Annotated in this window: 17 protein-coding genes; 11 read left to right on the top strand and 6 right to left on the bottom strand. The window is 65.4% G+C overall.

Features of this window, described 5'->3' with window-relative positions:
• Positions 1-3 precede the first annotated feature (3 nt).
• Positions 4-1176 carry an isovaleryl-CoA dehydrogenase gene (locus tag RPPS3_RS08050; RefSeq protein WP_107343611.1) on the bottom strand — a complete coding sequence of 391 codons (1173 nt, stop codon included), beginning with the start codon at positions 1174-1176 and terminating at the stop codon, positions 4-6.
• 346 nt (positions 1177-1522) lie between these two features.
• Here RPPS3_RS08050 and RPPS3_RS08045 point away from each other — a divergent pair, with 346 nt between their 5' ends.
• From RPPS3_RS08045 to mdlC, 5 genes are all read left to right on the top strand, one after another.
• Positions 1523-2788 (top strand): cytochrome P450, encoded by a 1266-nt coding sequence (locus RPPS3_RS08045; protein ID WP_107343610.1) that lies wholly within the window; start codon positions 1523-1525, stop codon positions 2786-2788.
• Positions 2789-2822: 34 nt separating this feature from the next.
• Entirely contained in the window at positions 2823-3995 is a 1173-nt protein-coding gene (locus RPPS3_RS08040) for an acyl-CoA dehydrogenase family protein (RefSeq protein WP_107343609.1), read from the top strand.
• 148 nt (positions 3996-4143) lie between these two features.
• Positions 4144-5238, top strand: coding sequence for a CaiB/BaiF CoA transferase family protein (locus tag RPPS3_RS08035; protein WP_011157170.1), 1095 nt, complete (start codon positions 4144-4146; stop codon positions 5236-5238).
• A 12-nt stretch (positions 5239-5250) separates the two neighbouring features.
• The gene (locus tag RPPS3_RS08030) at positions 5251-6108 is read left to right on the top strand and encodes an FAS1-like dehydratase domain-containing protein (protein WP_107343608.1); all 858 of its coding nucleotides are present in this window, start codon (positions 5251-5253) and stop codon (positions 6106-6108) included.
• A gap of 257 nt (positions 6109-6365) precedes the next feature.
• A complete protein-coding gene (gene mdlC / locus RPPS3_RS08025) occupies positions 6366-7994 on the top strand; it encodes a benzoylformate decarboxylase (protein ID WP_107346501.1) in 1629 nt (542 codons plus the stop codon).
• A 10-nt stretch (positions 7995-8004) separates the two neighbouring features.
• Here mdlC and RPPS3_RS08020 read toward each other — a convergent pair whose 3' ends face one another.
• From RPPS3_RS08020 to grxD, 3 genes are read right to left on the bottom strand one after another with little or no spacing between them, the layout of a single operon-like run.
• Positions 8005-9285 carry a serine hydrolase domain-containing protein gene (locus RPPS3_RS08020; protein ID WP_107343607.1) on the bottom strand — a complete coding sequence of 427 codons (1281 nt, stop codon included), beginning with the start codon at positions 9283-9285 and terminating at the stop codon, positions 8005-8007.
• A gap of 59 nt (positions 9286-9344) precedes the next feature.
• On the bottom strand, positions 9345-9887 hold the full coding sequence (locus tag RPPS3_RS08015; RefSeq protein WP_107343606.1) for an O-acetyl-ADP-ribose deacetylase: 543 nt from the start codon (positions 9885-9887) through the stop codon (positions 9345-9347).
• Entirely contained in the window at positions 9884-10210 is a 327-nt protein-coding gene (gene grxD / locus RPPS3_RS08010) for a Grx4 family monothiol glutaredoxin (protein ID WP_107343605.1), read from the bottom strand. The genes RPPS3_RS08015 and grxD overlap by 4 nt, the downstream gene beginning before the upstream one ends.
• A 280-nt stretch (positions 10211-10490) precedes the next feature.
• On the opposite strand from grxD, the gene egtB reads away from it, so the two are divergent.
• A complete protein-coding gene (gene egtB, locus RPPS3_RS08005) occupies positions 10491-11750 on the top strand; it encodes an ergothioneine biosynthesis protein EgtB (RefSeq protein WP_107343604.1) in 1260 nt (419 codons plus the stop codon).
• 44 nt (positions 11751-11794) lie between these two features.
• Entirely contained in the window at positions 11795-12763 is a 969-nt protein-coding gene (gene egtD / locus RPPS3_RS08000) for an L-histidine N(alpha)-methyltransferase (protein ID WP_107343603.1), read from the top strand.
• A 25-nt stretch (positions 12764-12788) separates the two neighbouring features.
• Here egtD and RPPS3_RS07995 read toward each other — a convergent pair whose 3' ends face one another.
• Positions 12789-13517: a hypothetical protein gene (locus RPPS3_RS07995; protein ID WP_107343602.1), complete on the bottom strand. Its 729-nt coding sequence runs from the start codon at positions 13515-13517 to the stop codon at positions 12789-12791.
• Between the two features lie 128 nt (positions 13518-13645).
• Between RPPS3_RS07995 and RPPS3_RS24455 the strand changes: the two genes are divergently transcribed.
• A complete protein-coding gene (locus tag RPPS3_RS24455) occupies positions 13646-14005 on the top strand; it encodes a hypothetical protein (RefSeq protein ID WP_159060655.1) in 360 nt (119 codons plus the stop codon).
• A 186-nt stretch (positions 14006-14191) separates the two neighbouring features.
• Positions 14192-14716: a MarR family winged helix-turn-helix transcriptional regulator gene (locus tag RPPS3_RS07985; RefSeq protein WP_234820139.1), complete on the top strand. Its 525-nt coding sequence runs from the start codon at positions 14192-14194 to the stop codon at positions 14714-14716.
• Between the two features lie 83 nt (positions 14717-14799).
• On the opposite strand, the gene RPPS3_RS07980 is transcribed toward RPPS3_RS07985, so the two are convergent.
• Positions 14800-15036, bottom strand: coding sequence for a BolA family protein (locus RPPS3_RS07980; RefSeq protein ID WP_107346500.1), 237 nt, complete (start codon positions 15034-15036; stop codon positions 14800-14802).
• 162 nt (positions 15037-15198) lie between these two features.
• Between RPPS3_RS07980 and RPPS3_RS07975 the strand changes: the two genes are divergently transcribed.
• Together RPPS3_RS07975 and RPPS3_RS07970 are read left to right on the top strand one after the other, a co-directional pair.
• Positions 15199-15561, top strand: coding sequence for a DUF427 domain-containing protein (locus tag RPPS3_RS07975; protein WP_107343599.1), 363 nt, complete (start codon positions 15199-15201; stop codon positions 15559-15561).
• A gap of 74 nt (positions 15562-15635) precedes the next feature.
• Complete coding sequence (locus RPPS3_RS07970) at positions 15636-16817, top strand: acyltransferase family protein (RefSeq protein ID WP_107343598.1); 1182 nt, start codon at positions 15636-15638, stop codon at positions 16815-16817.
• Positions 16818-16865 lie beyond the last annotated feature (48 nt).

Raw genomic sequence — 16865 nt, 5'->3', positions numbered from 1 at the left:
GCTTCACGCCGTCTTGGTGAACAGCTCGCGCCCGATCAGCATGCGGCGGATCTCGCTGGTGCCGGCGCCGATTTCGTAGAGCTTGGCGTCGCGCAGCAGGCGGCCGGTCGGATAGTCGTTGATGTAACCGTTGCCGCCGAGCAGCTGGATCGCGTCAAGCGCGCATTGCGTGGCGCGTTCGGCGGCGTACAGGATCGCGCCGGCGGCGTCTTCGCGGGTGGTCTCGCCGCGGTCGCAGGCCTTGGCCACCGCATAGACGTAAGCGCGCGAGGCGTTCATCGTCACGTACATGTCGGCGACCTTGCCCTGCACCAATTGGAAGGTGCCGATCGGCTCGCCGAACTGCTTGCGCTCGTGCACGTAGGGCAGCACTACGTCCATGCAGGCCTGCATGATGCCGACCGGGCCGGCGGCCAGTACCGCGCGCTCGTAGTCGAGCCCGCTCATCAGCACATTGACGCCGCGGCCGACCTCGCCGAGCACGTTCTCCTCCGGCACCTCGCAGTCCTCGAACACCAGTTCGCCGGTGTCGGAGCCACGCATCCCGAGCTTGTCGAGCTTCTGCGCCGTTGAGAAACCCTTGAAGCCCTTCTCGATCAGGAACGCGGTGATGCCGCGCGGCCCGGCGTTCGGATCGGTCTTGGCGTACACCACCAGCGTCTCGGCGATCGGACCGTTGGTGATCCACATCTTGTTGCCGTTGAGGATGAAGCGGTCGCCTTTCTTCTCGGCCCGGGTCTTCATTGACACCACGTCGGAGCCGGCGCCCGGCTCGCTCATCGCCAGCGCGCCAACGTGTTCGCCGCTGATCAGCTTCGGCAGATATTTGCGCTTCTGCGCTTCGTTGCCGTTGCGGCGGAGCTGATTGATGCAGAGGTTGGAGTGCGCGCCATAGGACAGGCCAACCGAGGCCGAGGCGCGGGAGATCTCCTCCATCGCGATGCAGTGCTCGAGATAGCCGAGCCCGGCGCCGCCGTAGTCTTCCTCGACGGTGATGCCGTGCAGGCCGAGCGCGCCGAGCTTCGGCCACAGGTCGCGCGGGAACGTGTTGGTCTTGTCGATGGCTTCGGCGCGCGGTGCGATCTCGTTAGCGGCGAAGTCGCGAACGGTCTCCCGGATCGCGTCGGCGGTCTCGCCGAGATCGAAGTTGAACAGGCTCTGCGCGTTGGGAATCATGCTGGGTGCTCGCTCCGCTCGGCGGCGCCTGGCAGCGTCGCCGTGTGTTGTTTGCGTGCACCATGTCACGGCACCGGGAGCCTGAGAAGGCTCCAATGGTCGGGCGGTGCAGCATGGTCTCCAGCTTGTCGACGCAAGTCGCGCGCGGAGCGCTTTTCTACCGTCAAATCAATTTGTTCGAACGGCCGGTCAGGCTCCCCGAAAGCGCCCCACCGCTGCCGCCTATTGACGATCTGATCAGACGGCCGAACCCGCCGGACCGAACCATGGCGGGACCGAAAATCCGACCGCGACCGCCGCCGCCCACCCGCGGCGAGCGTCCATGACATGGCCAGGGAGGACGACGATGCACGGCACCATCGAGACCGGAAAAGCGGCGCGGCTACGGGCGGCACGCGAGGAAGCCTACGCGACCCCGCTGAAGGATTTCCATCCCGGCGCCCCGCGGCACTTCCGCGACGACACGCTGTGGCCGTGGTTCGAACGGCTGCGCAAGGAAGAGCCCGTGCACTACTGCACCAACGCGCCGATCGAGCCGTATTGGAGCGTCACCAAGTACAACGACATCATGCATGTCGACACCAACCACCAGATCTTCTCGTCGGACTCCACGCGCGGCGGCATCTCGATCCGCGACGCGCCGGTCGGTTACGATTGGCCGAGCTTCATCGCTATGGACGAGCCGCGGCACTCGGCGCAGCGCAAGACAGTGTCGCCGATGTTCACCCCGCAGCATCTGGACGAACTGGCGGTGCTGATCCGCGGACGGACCCAGAAAGTGCTGGACGGCCTGCCGCGGGGCGAGACCTTCAACTTCGTCGACCGCGTCTCGATCGAGCTGACGACGCAGATGCTGGCGACGCTGTTCGATTTTCCGTTCGACGAGCGCCGCAAGCTGACGCGCTGGTCCGACGTCGCCACCGCGCTACCGAAGAGCGGCGTGGTCGAATCCGAGCAGCAGCGCCGCGACGAGCTGAACGAATGCGCCGCGTATTTCGCCCGGATGTGGAACGAGCGGGTGAACTCGGAGCCGCGTAACGACCTGCTGTCGATGATGGCGCATCACGCCGCCACCCGGACGATGGACCGCGACAACCTGATCGGCAACATCCTGCTGCTGATCGTCGGCGGCAACGACACCACCCGCAACACCATGTCGGGCTCGGTGCTGGCGCTGAACGAGAACCCGCACGAATTCGAAAAGCTGCGGGCCAACCCGAAGCTGATCGACACCATGGTGCCCGAGGTGATCCGCTGGCAGACGCCGCTGGCGCACATGCGCCGCACCGCCCTCCAGGACACCGAGCTCGGCGGCAAGACCATCCGCAAGGGCGACCGCGTGGTGATGTGGTACGTTTCGGGCAATCGCGACGACGAGGTGATCGAGCGGCCGGAGGAATTCATCATCGACCGCGCCCGGGCCCGGATCCACCTGTCGTTCGGTTTCGGTATCCATCGGTGCGTCGGGATGCGCTTGGCCGAATTGCAACTGAGGATCGTATGGGAGGAGATGCTCAAGCGTTTCGAGCGTATTGAAGTTGTCGGGGAGCCGAAGCGGGTGTATTCGAGCTTCGTCAAGGGCTACGAGTCCTTGCCGGTCCGGGTCTCATGACCTTCCCCCCAAAACCAACAAGAAGACGCAGCCGATGAAACACCATGCCGCGGAGCAGGACGAATACCACGACATCCGCGACGCCGTCGCCAAACTGTGTGCGCAGTTTCCCGGCGAGTACTGGCGCAAACTCGACCGCGAAATGGCCTATCCCAAGGCGTTCGTCGACGCCCTGACGGAGGCCGGTTACCTCTCCGTTCTGATCCCCGAGGAATACGGCGGCGCCGGCCTGAAGCTGTCGGCCGCGGCGGCGATCCTGGAAGAGATCCAGCGCGCCGGCTGCAACGGCGGCGGTTGCCACGCCCAGATGTACACCATGGGCACCCTGCTGCGGCACGGCAGCGACGAGCAGAAGGCCAAGTGGCTGCCGAAGATCGCCAGCGGTGAACTCCGCCTGCAGGCGTTCGGCGTCACCGAGCCGACCTCGGGCACCGACACCACCTCGCTGAAGACCTTCGCCAAGAAGGACACGAACGGCGACTACATCGTCAATGGCCAGAAGATCTGGACCAGCCGGGCGGAGTATTCCGACCTGATGATCCTGCTCGCGCGCACCACGCCGAAGGATCAGGTGACCAAGAAGACCGAGGGTCTCTCGGTGTTCCTGGTCGACATGCGCGAAGCGCGCGGCCATGGCCTCGAGATCCGCCCGATCCGCACCATGATGAACCACGCCACCACCGAAGTGTTCTTCACCGACATGAAAGTGCCGAAGGAGAACCTGATCGGCGAAGAGGGCAAGGGCTTCCGCTACATCCTCTCCGGCATGAATGCCGAGCGCATCCTGATCGCCTCGGAGTGCGTCGGCGACGCCAAGTGGTTCATCGCCAAGGCCAGCGCCTACGCCAAGGACCGCACCGTGTTCGGCCGACCGATCGGCCAGAACCAGGGCATCCAGTTCCCGATCGCCAAGGCCTACGCCAACATGCGCGCGGCCGAGCTGATGGTGAAGGAAGCCACCCGCAAGTACGAAGCCGGCATGGATTGCGGCGCCGAGGCCAACATGGCCAAAATGCTCGCGGCCGACGCATCGTTCGAGGCGGCCAACGCCTGCATCCAGACCCACGGCGGTTTCGGCTTCGCCGAGGAATACGACGTCGAGCGCAAGTTCCGCGAAACCCGGCTGTATCAGGTGGCTCCGATCTCGACCAACCTGATCCTGTCGCATCTCGCCGAGCACGTGCTCGGGATGCCGCGGTCGTACTGAGGGCGCGGGCAGCAAACCGCTGCCCCGCTTGAACCGTCTCCTTCGTCATTGCGAGCGAAGCGAAGCAATCCAGAGCCGAGTGCACCGAGCCTGGATTGCTTCGTCGCTTCGCTCCTCGCAATGACGTAGCCATTGCAGGATTGATTGGATGCTTCCGCTCGAAGGACTGACCGTCATCGCCGTCGAACAGGCGGTTGCCGCGCCGTATTGCAGCTCGCGGCTCGCCGATGCCGGCGCACACGTCATCAAGATCGAACGGCCCGAAGGCGATTTCGCCCGCGGCTACGACGCCGCCGCCAAGGGCCAGAGCAGCTACTTCGTCTGGCTCAACCGCGGCAAGGAATCCGCGGTGGTCGACCTCGCGACCAAGGAAGGCCGCGCGGAGCTGGAAAAGCTGATCGCCTCGGCCGACGTCTTGCTGCAGAACCTCAAGCCCGGCTCGATGGACAAGCTCGGCTTTGCCCGCGAGCGGCTGCGCAAAGACTATCCGAAGCTGATCATCTGCACGATCTCCGGTTACGGTGACGAGGGCCCCTACGCCCATCGCAAGGCCTATGACCTGTTGATCCAAGCCGAAAGCGGTCTCGCGTCGATCACGGGCGGCCCGGAAAGCGCCTCCCGCGTCGGCATGTCAATCGTCGACGTCGCCACCGGCGCCACAGCGCACGCGGCGATCCTCGAGGCGCTGATCGGCCGCGGCCGTACCGGCCAGGGTGCCGACATCCGGATCTCGATGTTCGACGTGATGGCCGACTGGCTGACCGTGCCGCTGCTCAACGCCGAGGCAGGCAATCCGCCCAAGCGTCTCGGCCTCGCCCATCCGTCGATCGCGCCTTATGGCGTGTTCACCAGCAAGGACGGCAAGGACATCCTGATCTCGATCCAGAGCGAGCGCGAGTGGAAGAAGCTGTGCTCGGACGTGCTGCGCCAGCCCGACCTGCCGAACGATCCGCGGCTGTGCAACGGCGTCGAGCGGGTGAAGAACCGCGCCTACACCGATAAGATCGTGGCCGACATCTTCGGCTCGCTGACCCGCGACGATCTGCTCGAACATCTGGCCGCCGCAGACATCGCGTTCGCCGAAGTCAACGCGATGGAAGACCTGTCGCACCATCCGCATCTGCGCCGGATCGAAGTCGACACCCCGAACGGCAAGGTCAGCTATCCGGCACCGGCGGCGATCTTCGTCGGCGACGAGCGCCGCTACGGCGCGGTGCCGGGCATCGGCGACAAGCGCAAGTAAGCGAGGACCAACATGACCGACGCGCTCGACATCGATCATCTGCGGCAATGGATCGGCCGCAGCGAACAGGCCACCGACCTGGTCACGCCGCAACTCGTGAAGGGGCTGCGCGCGACGTTGTTCCTCGACATCGGCAAGCCGCAGACCGGCGATGCCGCTCCCTTCACCGTGCACTGGTGCCTCGGGCAGCCGGTGTACCCGATGGACCAGCTCGGCCCCGACGGCCACCCGACCCGCGGCGGCTTCCTGCCGCCGGTGCCGCTGCCGCGCCGGATGTGGGCGGGCGGCGAACTGCAGTTCGTCGACGCCCTCAAGGTCGGCGACGAAGTGACCCGGACCTCGACGATCGGCGACGTGACGATCAAGCAGGGCTCGACCGGCACGCTGTGCTTCGTCACCGTCAATCATGAGATCACCACGCCGCGGGGCGTTGCGATCCGCGACCGCCAGGACATCGTCTATCGCGACGTGCCGCCGCCGTCCGCCGCTCCCGCGGCGCCGGCCAAGCCTGCGGCTGCGCCGCCGGCCGCCAAGCATCGCGAAAGCCACCTCGCCGATCCGGTGCTGCTGTTCCGATATTCGGCGCTGACCTTCAACGGCCACCGCATCCACTACGACCGCGACTACGTCACCAAGGTCGAGGGTTATCCGGGCCTGATCGTGCACGGCCCGATGCAGGCCGCGCTGCTGGTCGAATTCGCCGCCAAACTCAAAGGCAGCGTGCCGAAGACCTTCAGCTATCGCGGCGTGCAGCCGCTTTTCGACGGCCCCGACTTCAGCGTCAACGCCAACGAGACCGCAGCCGGCCTCGACCTGTGGACCGCCAACGCCGACGGCGTGCCGACCATGAAGGCCACGGCGACCTGGTAGCTCTTGCAACATGCACGTCATTCCGGGGCGCTCACGAAGTGAGCGAACCCGGAATCGCGAGCTGTTCTGCCGCATTCCTGCTCTAACCTCTGGATTCCGGGTTCGCGAGCTTTCGCTCGCGCCCCGGAATGACTGTGCGATGTTCGTGCGCTCTGCGCCGCGGAATGACGCGTGATCCGTGTTGACTCCCCTCGCCGCCTGCGGATTTGATCGGTGCAAACAACAACACCGGCATCCGCCGCCCGAGGAAATCGCCCTTGCCCGCGAACAAATCCAAGCAGCCGAGCGCTGTCGTCACCACCGTCAAATCCGCCACGCTCGACCTGCTCCGCGCCTTCAAGATCGACAAGGTGTTCGGCAATCCCGGCTCGACCGAACTGCCGTTCCTCAGCGACTGGCCGGACGACATCGACTACGTGCTGGCGCTGCAGGAAGCCTCGGCGGTGGCGATGGCCGACGGCTACGCGCAGGCGACGCGCAACGCCGGCTTCGTCAATCTGCATTCGGCGGCCGGCGTCGGCAACGCGCTCGGCAACATCTACACCGCGTTCAAGAACCAGACGCCGCTGGTGATCACCGCCGGCCAGCAGGCGCGCAGCCTGCTGCCGCTGCAGGCCTTCCTCGGCGCCGAACGCGCCTCCGAATTTCCGCGGCCTTATGTGAAGTACAGCGTCGAGCCGGCACGCGCCGAGGATGTGCCCGCCGCGATCGCCCGTGCCTACTACGTCGCGATGCAGCCGCCGTGCGGGCCGACCTTTGTGTCGGTGCCGATCGACGATTGGGCCCGGCCCGCCGCGCCAGTCCCGCCACGCGCCGTCACGCGCGAACTCGGTCCAGATCGATCAGCGATGCAGGCGCTGGCCGATACGCTTGCCAAAGCCAAGAAGCCGGCGCTGGTGGTCGGGCCCGCGGTCGATCGCGCCGCTGCAGTCGATCTGATGGTCCAGCTCGCCGAGCGCACCAAGGCCCCGGTGTGGGTGTCGCCGTTCTCGGCTCGCTGCAGTTTCCCCGAGCGGCATCCGCTATTCGCCGGCTTCCTGCACGCGTCTCCGGGACAACTGTCTGAAGCGCTCGGCGCTTACGACGTCGTCGTGGTGATCGGCGCGCCGGTGTTCACCTTCCATGTCGAAGGCCACGCCGCGATCTTCGAGGGCGCCTCGAAGCTGTTCCAGATCACCGACGATGCCGAAGCCGCATCCGTGACGCCGCTCGGCACCAGCATCATCGCGACGATGACGCCTGCCCTCACGCTGCTGCTGGAGCTGCTGCCGGAAACCAAGCGGGCCGCACCGCCGGCTCGCGCAGTGCCGCCTGCACCCCAGCCGGCCGAGCCGATGCCGGTGGAGTATCTGCTGCACACGCTGCGCGCCGCGATGCCGGAAAGCGCGATGCTGGTCGAGGAGGCGCCGTCGCATCGTCCGGCGATGCAGAAGTTAATGCCGATGCCGGGCCAGGACAGTTTCGCCACGATGGCCAGCGGCGGTCTGGGTTGGTCGCTGCCGGCCTCGGTCGGCTTCGCGCTGGCGCATCCCAACCGCCGCACCGTCTGCCTGATCGGCGACGGCTCGGCGATGTACTCGATCCAGGCGCTGTGGACGGCCGCGCAGCGCAAGCTGCCGCTGACCGTGGTGGTGCTGAACAACGGCGGCTACGGCGCAATGCGCTCGTTCAGCCAGGTGATGCAGGTGCGGAACGTGCCCGGGCTGGAGCTGCCCGGGATCGACTTCACCGCTTTGGCGCAATCGCTCGGCTGCGACGCGGTTCGGGTGACGCGCAGCGAGGAGCTGGCGCCGGCGCTGACGCGCGCCCTTGCATGGGACGGCGTCAGCGTGGTCGAGGCGATGCTCGATACGTCAGTGCCGATGCTCTACGCGCGCAACGGCTGACGTCGCATCATCAGTTGTCCAGCGCCTCATAGACCAGCTTCTTCAGCTCGCGCTGGATCGGCTGGCGATGCGACGGGGTCTGCTCCATCAGCACGAAGAACATGTCGAGCTTCGGATCGACCACGAAGTAGCAGCCCGAAGCGCCGTCCCACTTCAATTCGCCGAGCGAACCGGGCGGCGGCGGCTTGGCGTTGCCGGCATCGGTGCGGACACCGAGGCCGTAGCCGTAGCCGAACCCGTCACCCGGGAAATAGAAGTAGTCGCGTTCGACGCCGGAGTTCGGACCGATGTGATCGGTGGTCATGTCCTTGAACACGGCTTCGCTGAGATAACGCTTGCCGTCGAGCTCGCCCTTGTTGTGCAGCATGCGGACGAAGCGGATCACGTCGGACGGCGTCGAGGTCAGGCCGCCGCCACCGGATTCCCATTTCTTGACGATGTCCGGCCGGCTCGGCCGCCCGACCCGGAAGTCGGCATCGTTCGGCATCGGCTGCGCCATCCGCGCCTTCTGTTCCTCGGTGGTCAGATAATAGCGGGTATCCTTCATCCCGAGCGGATCGAACAGCCGCTCCTTCTGGTACTCATAGAACGACTTGCCGGAGGCGACCTCGATCACCCGGCCGAGCACCTCGTAGGAATTGCCGTAGTCCCACAGCGTGCCGGGCTGCTCCTGCAGCGGCAGCTTGGCGATCCGCTCGGCGAATTCGGCATTGCTCGGATCGCCATCGTAGATTTTGGCCGCCGCGATGGCCTTGCGCACCAGGCTGTCGCCATAGAAACCGTAAGTGATGCCCGATGTGTGCAGCAACAGATCGCTGATCAGGATCGGCCGCTTCGGTGCGACGAAATCGAGATACTTCTCGCCGTCCTCGCGCTTCTTCTCGACGCCGACCTTGGTGTCGGCGAATGCCGGGATGTATTTCGACACCGGATCGTCGAGCTTGATCTTGCCGTCCTGGACCAGCGTCATCACCGCGAATGCCGTGAACGGCTTGGTCAGCGACGCCAGCCGGAAGATGGTGTCGTCGGTCATCGGCTCTTTGGTGGCGACGTCGCGAACGCCGAAGTACTTGTGATAGACCGGCTTGCCGTGGCGCTCGATATACACGATCGCGCCGGGAATCTTGCCTTCGGCGATGATCTTGTTGAAGAACTCGTCGATGCGTTCGAGTTTCTTGTCGGAGAACTGCACGCTCGGCGGCAGGTCGAAGGTGGTCTCGGCGATCGCCGGGCTCGCGGCCATTACGGCCAGCGCTCCTGCCATCAACCATCGCGCAGCGCGATGCAGCATTCTCGTATCCTCCTAAGTTCTTTTTCGTAGATGTGATGGTAGCGGCGCGTGGAGCGGTTTCAAGGGGCCGCTTCCGCTAGCGCCGCGCGGTGCAACTCGGCACTCGCGGGCGAGAAGCAACAGAACACCGCTCGGGTCACTGAAGTGGTCGAGCGCAGCGCATCCAGGGTGGTCTTAACCGCAATCGGCGCCGCTCGCTCCAGCGGGAAACCGTAAACGCCGGTCGAGATCGCCGAGAACGCAATCGAGCTCAGCGCATGCTCGTTCGCGAGCTGCAGGGCGCGGGCGTAACAGGAGGCGAGCGCGGCATCTTCGCCATAGCCGCCGCCGTGCCAGATCGGGCCGACGGCGTGGATCACATGGCGCGCAGGCAAACGGTAGCCGCGGGTGATCTTGGCATCGCCGGTGGCGCAGCCGCCGAGCGTTTCACATTCGGCGAGCAGCTCAGGACCGGCCGCACGATGGATTGCGCCATCGACGCCGCCGCCGCCGAGCAACGACGAATTGGCGGCGTTGACGATCGCGTCGACGGCGAGCGTGGTGATGTCGGCGACGACGACCTCACAGGTCGCCGTGCCGATCTGGCGAACGAAGGGGCTCAGGCGGCGGCCTTGATGCCCTTGTCGGTGAACAGCTTCTGCAGTTCGCCGGCCTGGAACATTTCGCGCACGATGTCGCAGCCGCCAACGAATTCGCCCTTCACGTAAAGCTGCGGAATGGTCGGCCAGTTCGAATAGACCTTGATGCCGTCGCGCAGTTCGGCGTTCTCGAGCACGTTGTGGCCCTTATACGGAATGCCGATGTGATCGAGGATCTGCACCACCTGACCGGAGAAGCCACACTGCGGAAACTGCGGCGTGCCCTTCATGAACAGCACGACGTCGTTGGCCTTCACTTCGTTGTCGATGAATTGCTCGATGCTCATGGCGAATCCTTTTGCGGCGCGGCCGGCTGACCACCAGCGGCCGGGTCGAACGGTCATATATGTATCCTGAAACCTCCGGATAGCCCAAGTCAAAACCGATTGAGCCCGGCTGTCGCGTTGACTTCGCTGCCCTTTTTCGGCGGCCCGATGCCGAACCCGAGCGGCGGCGCGACCGTCGGTAAAATCCTCGCCGGTACGCCGCCGGCCTTTCATCCGGGTCGCCAGCGCCTATCTGATCTGGAACTCATTCCCAACAGCAGCGTTTTCCACCAAACCGGAGATGCTCGTGACGATTTTGTCCTCCGCCGCAAGCTCTGCAGCCGAATCTTCCACATCGTCCGTCTCCGCCCGCGATCTGGCCGCTCAGCTGGCCCACGCCTATCGTACCGTGCGCGATGAGACCGAGCGGCGCGCGGCACCGCTGTCGCCGGAAGATCAGGTGGTGCAATCGATGCCGGATGCGAGCCCGGCGAAATGGCATCGGGCCCACACCACTTGGTTCTTCGAGCAGTTCCTGCTCGGCCCGCATTGTCCGGGCTATCAGCTGTTCCACCCCGACTACGCATTCCTGTTCAACTCCTATTACGTCTCGGCCGGGCCCCGGCATACCCGCGCCGCGCGCGGCCTTCTCACCCGTCCCGGCGTCGCCGAGGTCGCGGCGTATCGCTGCCACGTCGACGAGGCGATGCAGAGCTGGTTCGCGACCGCAGACGCTGCCAAGCTCGAAGAGATCGCTCCGCTGATCGAGGTCGGGCTCAATCACGAGCAGCAGCATCAGGAATTGCTGCTCACCGACATCCTCCATGCTTTCGCGCAGAATCCGATCCCGCCGGCCTACGACCCGGCGTGGCGCCTGCCGACAACGGACCATCGTGGTGAGGACTGGGTGACGCTGCCCGAAGGCATCCACCCGATCGGCCACGCCGGCGACAGCTTCCATTTCGACAACGAAAAACCGGTGCACCGCGCGCTGGTGGGACCGGTGCGGCTTGCACGCCGCCTCGTCAGCAATGCCGAGTGGCTGCAGTTCATGGCCGATGGCGGCTATCGCACCGCCACTCTGTGGCTGATGGACGGCTTCGCCTGCGCCGAGCGCGAAGGCTGGGAAGCCCCGGGGCATTGGCGGCAGGTCGACGGCGAATGGAAGATCATGACGCTCGGCGGCCTGCAGAGCATCGATCCCGCCGCCCCGGTCTGCCACATCAGCTACTACGAGGCCGACGCTTTCGCGCGCTGGGCCGGCAAGCACCTGCCGACCGAAATGGAATGGGAAGTCGCGGCGCGCGCCGGTCAGCTTCCCGACGCCTTCGGCACCGTCTGGCAATGGTCCCGCAGCGCCTACGCGCCCTACCCGGGCTACAAGGCGATTGAAGGCGCGCTCGGCGAATACAACGGCAAGTTCATGGTCAATCAGCTGGTGCTGCGCGGCTCGTCCTGCGCGACGCCGGAGGGCCACAGCCGCGTCACCTATCGCAATTTCTTCTATCCGCATCACCGCTGGCAGTTCACAGGCCTGCGGCTCGCCGACTACGGCGCCTGATTTGAAAATCTAAATGCGCCAAGCGCGCAGCCGGAGGATCGCCTATGAACGTGCACGTCGCTGTGCAGACGCAAGCGCATCGGCTCGATTCCAATACGGCTGCGTTTGCGCGCGACGTGCTGGATGGGCTGACGAGACCGCAGAAAGAGCTGTCGCCGAAATACTTTTACGACGACGCCGGCTCCGAGCTGTTCGTCGAGATCACCCGCCTGCCGGAATACTATCCGACCCGCACCGAGCTCGGCATTTTGCGGGACCGCGCCGCCGAGATCGCAGCCTTTATTCAACCGGACGCGGCGATCGTCGAATTCGGCGCCGGGGCCACCACCAAGATCCGCCTGCTGCTCGCCGCCCACCAGGTCGCAGCCTATGTGCCGGTCGACATCTCCGGCGATTTCATCATCACCCAGGCCGAAGCGTTGCAGCGGGACTTCCCGCAGCTCGCGGTGCATCCGCTCGCCGCCGACTTCACCAAGCCGTTCGCGCTGCCGCCTGCAGTCCGCGACCTGCCGAAGGTTGGGTTCTTCCCCGGCTCGACGATCGGCAACTTCGAGCCGCAAGAGGCGCGGCGATTCCTGGAGAGCGCCCGCGACATACTCGGCCGCGGCGCCCGGATGATCATCGGTGTGGATCTGGAGAAAGACGAGCGCGTCCTGGTGCCGGCCTATGACGATGCCGCCGGCGTCACCGCCAGGTTCAATCTCAACCTGCTGATCCGCATCAACCGCGAACTCGGCGCCGATTTCGATCTGCCCGCCTTCGCGCACCGCGCGATCTACAACCGCGATCAGCACCGCATCGAGATGCACCTGGTCAGCCTGCGCGACCAGACCGTGCATCTGTTCGGCGAACGCATCAGCTTCCGCGACGGCGAGACCATTCACACCGAGAACAGCTACAAATACAGCCTGGAGCGGTTTCGCGCGCTGGCGCAGCAGGCCGGCTGGACTCCGGCGCGGTGCTGGACCGATCCGGACGCGATGTTCTCGGTGCATGCGATCGAAGCGAACTGATAGCCACGTCTCGTCGGTCGCCTGACTAAACCGCAGCGTCCTCTGCGGCGGCGATCCGCGCGGTGCGCCGGCCGCGTGCTTCGGCGGCGCATTTGGCGACGTGGACCTCGCGATTGATCACCTGCAGGTTCGGCAGCCCCCAATAACCGAGCAGCTCCGGCCATGCGCGATCGCGGTGCTGCCGCCACACCTGAAAAAGCGGCACGAGGTGATCGACTTCAGCAGTCCGCCACAGCCGCCGATTGGTCTCGCGGCAACGGCGGCCTTGCAGCCGCCGCAACAGCTTGGTCTGGCCGCTCGGCGCATTCCAGAACTGCCAGGCCGTGACGCAGGCGCTGTGCCAGGTCGCATTCTTGTTGATGCCGGCGTCCCACAGATCGGCGTGCCAGCCGAACCGGTACACCGGCTGGCCGCAGACGCAGCAGAAGCCGGCGCCGCGCTGGTGCGCTGTCTCCCGATATGGCGCAGGCGGGGTTCGAAACGTCGCCGGCAGTCCAGCCTCGGGATCGCCGACGTGCCACTCCCAGCCGGCGGGGGTGCCGCTGCGGGCGGCGAGCACACGCGCCAGCCGCTCCGCCCGCAGCGGATGCGCCCGCCAATACGAGTCGACGGCAACTCTCAGGGTCGAGGGCACATAGGCGCGGGCTTTGGCATGGACCAGCACGGCCTGCGGGAAGACCTCCGGCAAGCGCTTGGTCAGCCGCGCCAGCGCCAGAGCATTGGCCTTCGCCTTTTCGTCCCGCCAGTTCGACATCTGTCCCACCCGCCGACACGGTGCTGCGCGGCTGTAAAGCCTTCGTTAACGTCGCGCCGCGCAGCGGACCGTGCCCATGCGTTCGCCCCGCCTTTGCGGATTGTGACAGATTTGTTATGCGATCCCGCATGAGAAGCGGATTCATGCGATGGCTTTCGACCGACACGGCACAGCCGCGCCGTCGCCTGTCGTTGATCGTGGTGATCTCGCTTTATCTCGTCTCAGGCCTGCTGCATCAGATCGTCTGCCTCCATCCGACAGAGGTAGCGGCGACCGCCGTGTTCAGCACGCGTTCTGTCGATGACAGCACCGACGCCCCGACCATCTCGGTCTGCGATCGCTGCCCCTCGTGTTCATCTGCCGTCATGCCGGCCTCCTTGGTCGGACGCCCATCGCCCGACAGACAAAAGGCCGCCTTTGCCTGGGCTTCGCCGGCGATCGCGCTGCGGGCAAGTCCCGATACGCCCCCGCCCAAACAGGCCGTCTGACCGACGACGAGTCCGGGCGCCGCGACACCGCTACGCCCGCCAAATGCCGAAGAAATTTCGCCACCCGTGCCGGGCGCATCAGCGCTCGCCGGCCTGACTCGAAGCATCCGCTCCGTTTTGTCTGGAGAGGCGATGCTTCGCGCAGGGCACCAAAGGCGTGGCACCTGCTGAAAGGACGACGGGATAATGCCCGAGACGAACAACAACGCCGCCGACGAGACGATCGGCACCGCCACCGACATCGATCATGCCGATCGTCTGCTACGTCGTCTGGTCTGGGACGTATCAGCCATCGGTTTTTCGATCCTGCGGATGGCCGAACTGCTCGGGCGCCGGGCCGGCCTGACGGGATCGCAATGGCTGCTGATCAAGGCGGTCGACTTTCTGGCCGACCGGGATGGCGTTCCGGTCGGCGAAGTCGCGGCGCTGCTCAATATGAAGGGATCGTTCGTCTCGGCGCAGATCCGGCCGCTGGAGCAGCGCGGCCTGCTCATCCGCACTCAATCCGCTGAAGACCGGCGGGTCGTTCTGCTGTCGCTGACCGGGAGCGCGAGACAGACGCTGGCGCGTGTCGAGGACGAGATGTGCCAAATCGAGGAGATCGCCCGCGGCACGCTGGTCGATCAGCATGTCGGAGAACTGTCCGACGGCGTCAACGCAATGCGCCGGCGCATGGATCGCGCAACCGCGCGCGTTGCGCGGCTCGACTAGCAGCAGCTCGAATGGCAATCGTGCGAGACGCTGGGCGGCCTAACGGCAAGGCCGCCCGGCTTCGGACAAAGGCCCGCCCGCCGTCAGGCTTCCGGCACGCCGGTCTGCAGCGCGAGCGCGTGCAGCACGCCGCCCATTTGCCCCTGCAGCGACTGATAGACGATCTGGTGCTGCTGGACCCGCGACTTGCCCCGGAACGACTCCGAAATCACGGTCGCGGCGTAATGATCGCCGTCACCGGCGAGGTCGCGAATCGTCACCTCCGCGTCGGGAATCGCGGCCTTGATCATGGCCTCGATGTCGCGGGCATCCATCGGCATTCGGTCATCCTCCAGATCGTCGCGGCCGCCGGCGCGGGGCGCGCGGTGGCAATCTTGCACCGCCATCCTATATGGCAGTGCGTCCCTTTCAAAGCCACCACGCCGGTACATCGCGGCGAGGTGACTGCGACGCCGGTCCGAAACGCACCCTGAGGTCCGCCCATGAAGCTCCCCGGCCCCGATCATCCGATCACGATCACGGCAAATCCGAACGGCGTCCGGGTCAGCGCGGACGGCAAGGTGATCGCCGAGACCCGCCGGGCGCTGACGCTGCAGGAGGCGAGCTATCCGCCGGTGCAGTACATTCCGCGGGAAGACGCGGACATGAGCCTGCTGGAGAAGACCACGCGTGTCACGCATTGCCCCTATAAGGGCGATGCCAGCTATTTCAGCATCGTGGCCGGGGGCGAGCCGCAGCCCAACGCGGTGTGGAGCTATGAGGAGCCGTTTCCGGCGATGGCGGAGATCGCCGGCTATCTGGCGTTCTATCCGCAAAAGGTTCAAATCGAAGAATTCAAACCCTAGCAATTCGCCGAAGAGGCGATTCAGCTATTGCGCAGTATCGTAATTGACCGGCGGCATCGCGCGGGGCTCTTGTTGTGACTGTAACCTATCCCACCACCGGCGGCATGACCGCGCACGCAGCTTCGCATGTGCGCGACCTGTCCCTCGACCGGACCCGGACCTTCCTGACCATCCTGGTGCTGATCCACCATTCGGTGATCCCGTACACCTATTTCGGTCACACCGATCCGGCGTCGTTCATCGGCTTCGACTGCATCGTGCTCGCCACCGACAGCTTCTTCATGGCGATGTTCTTCATGCTGTCGGGGCTGTTCTTGTGGCCCAGCCTCGACCACCGGCCGAAATTCGGCTCGCTGGCGCGCGACCGGCTGATCCGGCTCGGCATCCCGTTCGTGATCGCAGCCTTCACCGTGATCCCGATCGCCTACTACGCGCTGGCGCTACGCGCCGACCCGACCGAGACCTTCGCCAAATTCTACGAGAACATGATCACGGTCGGCCCGTGGCCGAGCGGACCGTTGTGGTTTCTGTGGGTGCTGTTCATCTTCAGCGTGATCGGCGGCGGGCTGTACCGGATTTCGCGGCATTCGCTCGATCCGATCAATCATCTGGCCAAGCTCGGCTATAAGTCGCCGGCGCTGTTCATCGGCGCCGTGTTCGTCGTCACCGCGATCCTCTACGTGCCGTCGCGGCTGTACTACACCTCGACCTATTGGTTCGAATGGGGACCGTTCGCGGTGCAGGCCAGCCGCGTGCTGCTGTACACTGCCTACTTCTTTATCGGCGCCGGCATCGGCGCCTGCCATCCCGAGCAGAGCGTGCTCGGTGCCGGCGGCAAGCTGGCGCAGCAATGGTGGATCTGGCTGCTGGTGGCGCTGGTGCCGTATCTCGGGATGTGGGGCCTAATCGGCATCAAGCGCGGAATCCTCGACAATCCCGACGATCTGCCGATGTGGTACGAGGCGAGCTACAGCGTAGCCCTCACCGCGTTCAGCGCCGCGATCATCTTTGCGATCCTCGCAGTATTCTTACGCTTCCGCCGCGGCGGCTGGAGCCTGCTCGATCCGTTGCAGCACGACGCCTACGGCATCTTCCTGGTGCACTACGCCTACATGCTGTGGCTGCAGTACTGGCTGTACGACTACGACCTGCCGGCGATCGTCAAAGCCGCCATCGTGTTCACCCTCGGCCTGCTGCTGAGCTGGGCCACGACGTATCTCTTGCGGAAGATTCCGGGCGCATATCGGGTGCTGTGAGGCCCCTCTTCCGTCATTCCGGGGCGCGAGCGCAGCTCGCGAGCCCGG

The sequence above is a fragment of the Rhodopseudomonas palustris genome (assembly GCF_003031265.1).
GTDB classification, from domain to species: Bacteria; Pseudomonadota; Alphaproteobacteria; order Rhizobiales; family Xanthobacteraceae; genus Rhodopseudomonas; species Rhodopseudomonas palustris_H.
Note: the sequence above shows the minus strand (reverse complement) of the source record. Positions and strands in the feature narration are given on the sequence as shown.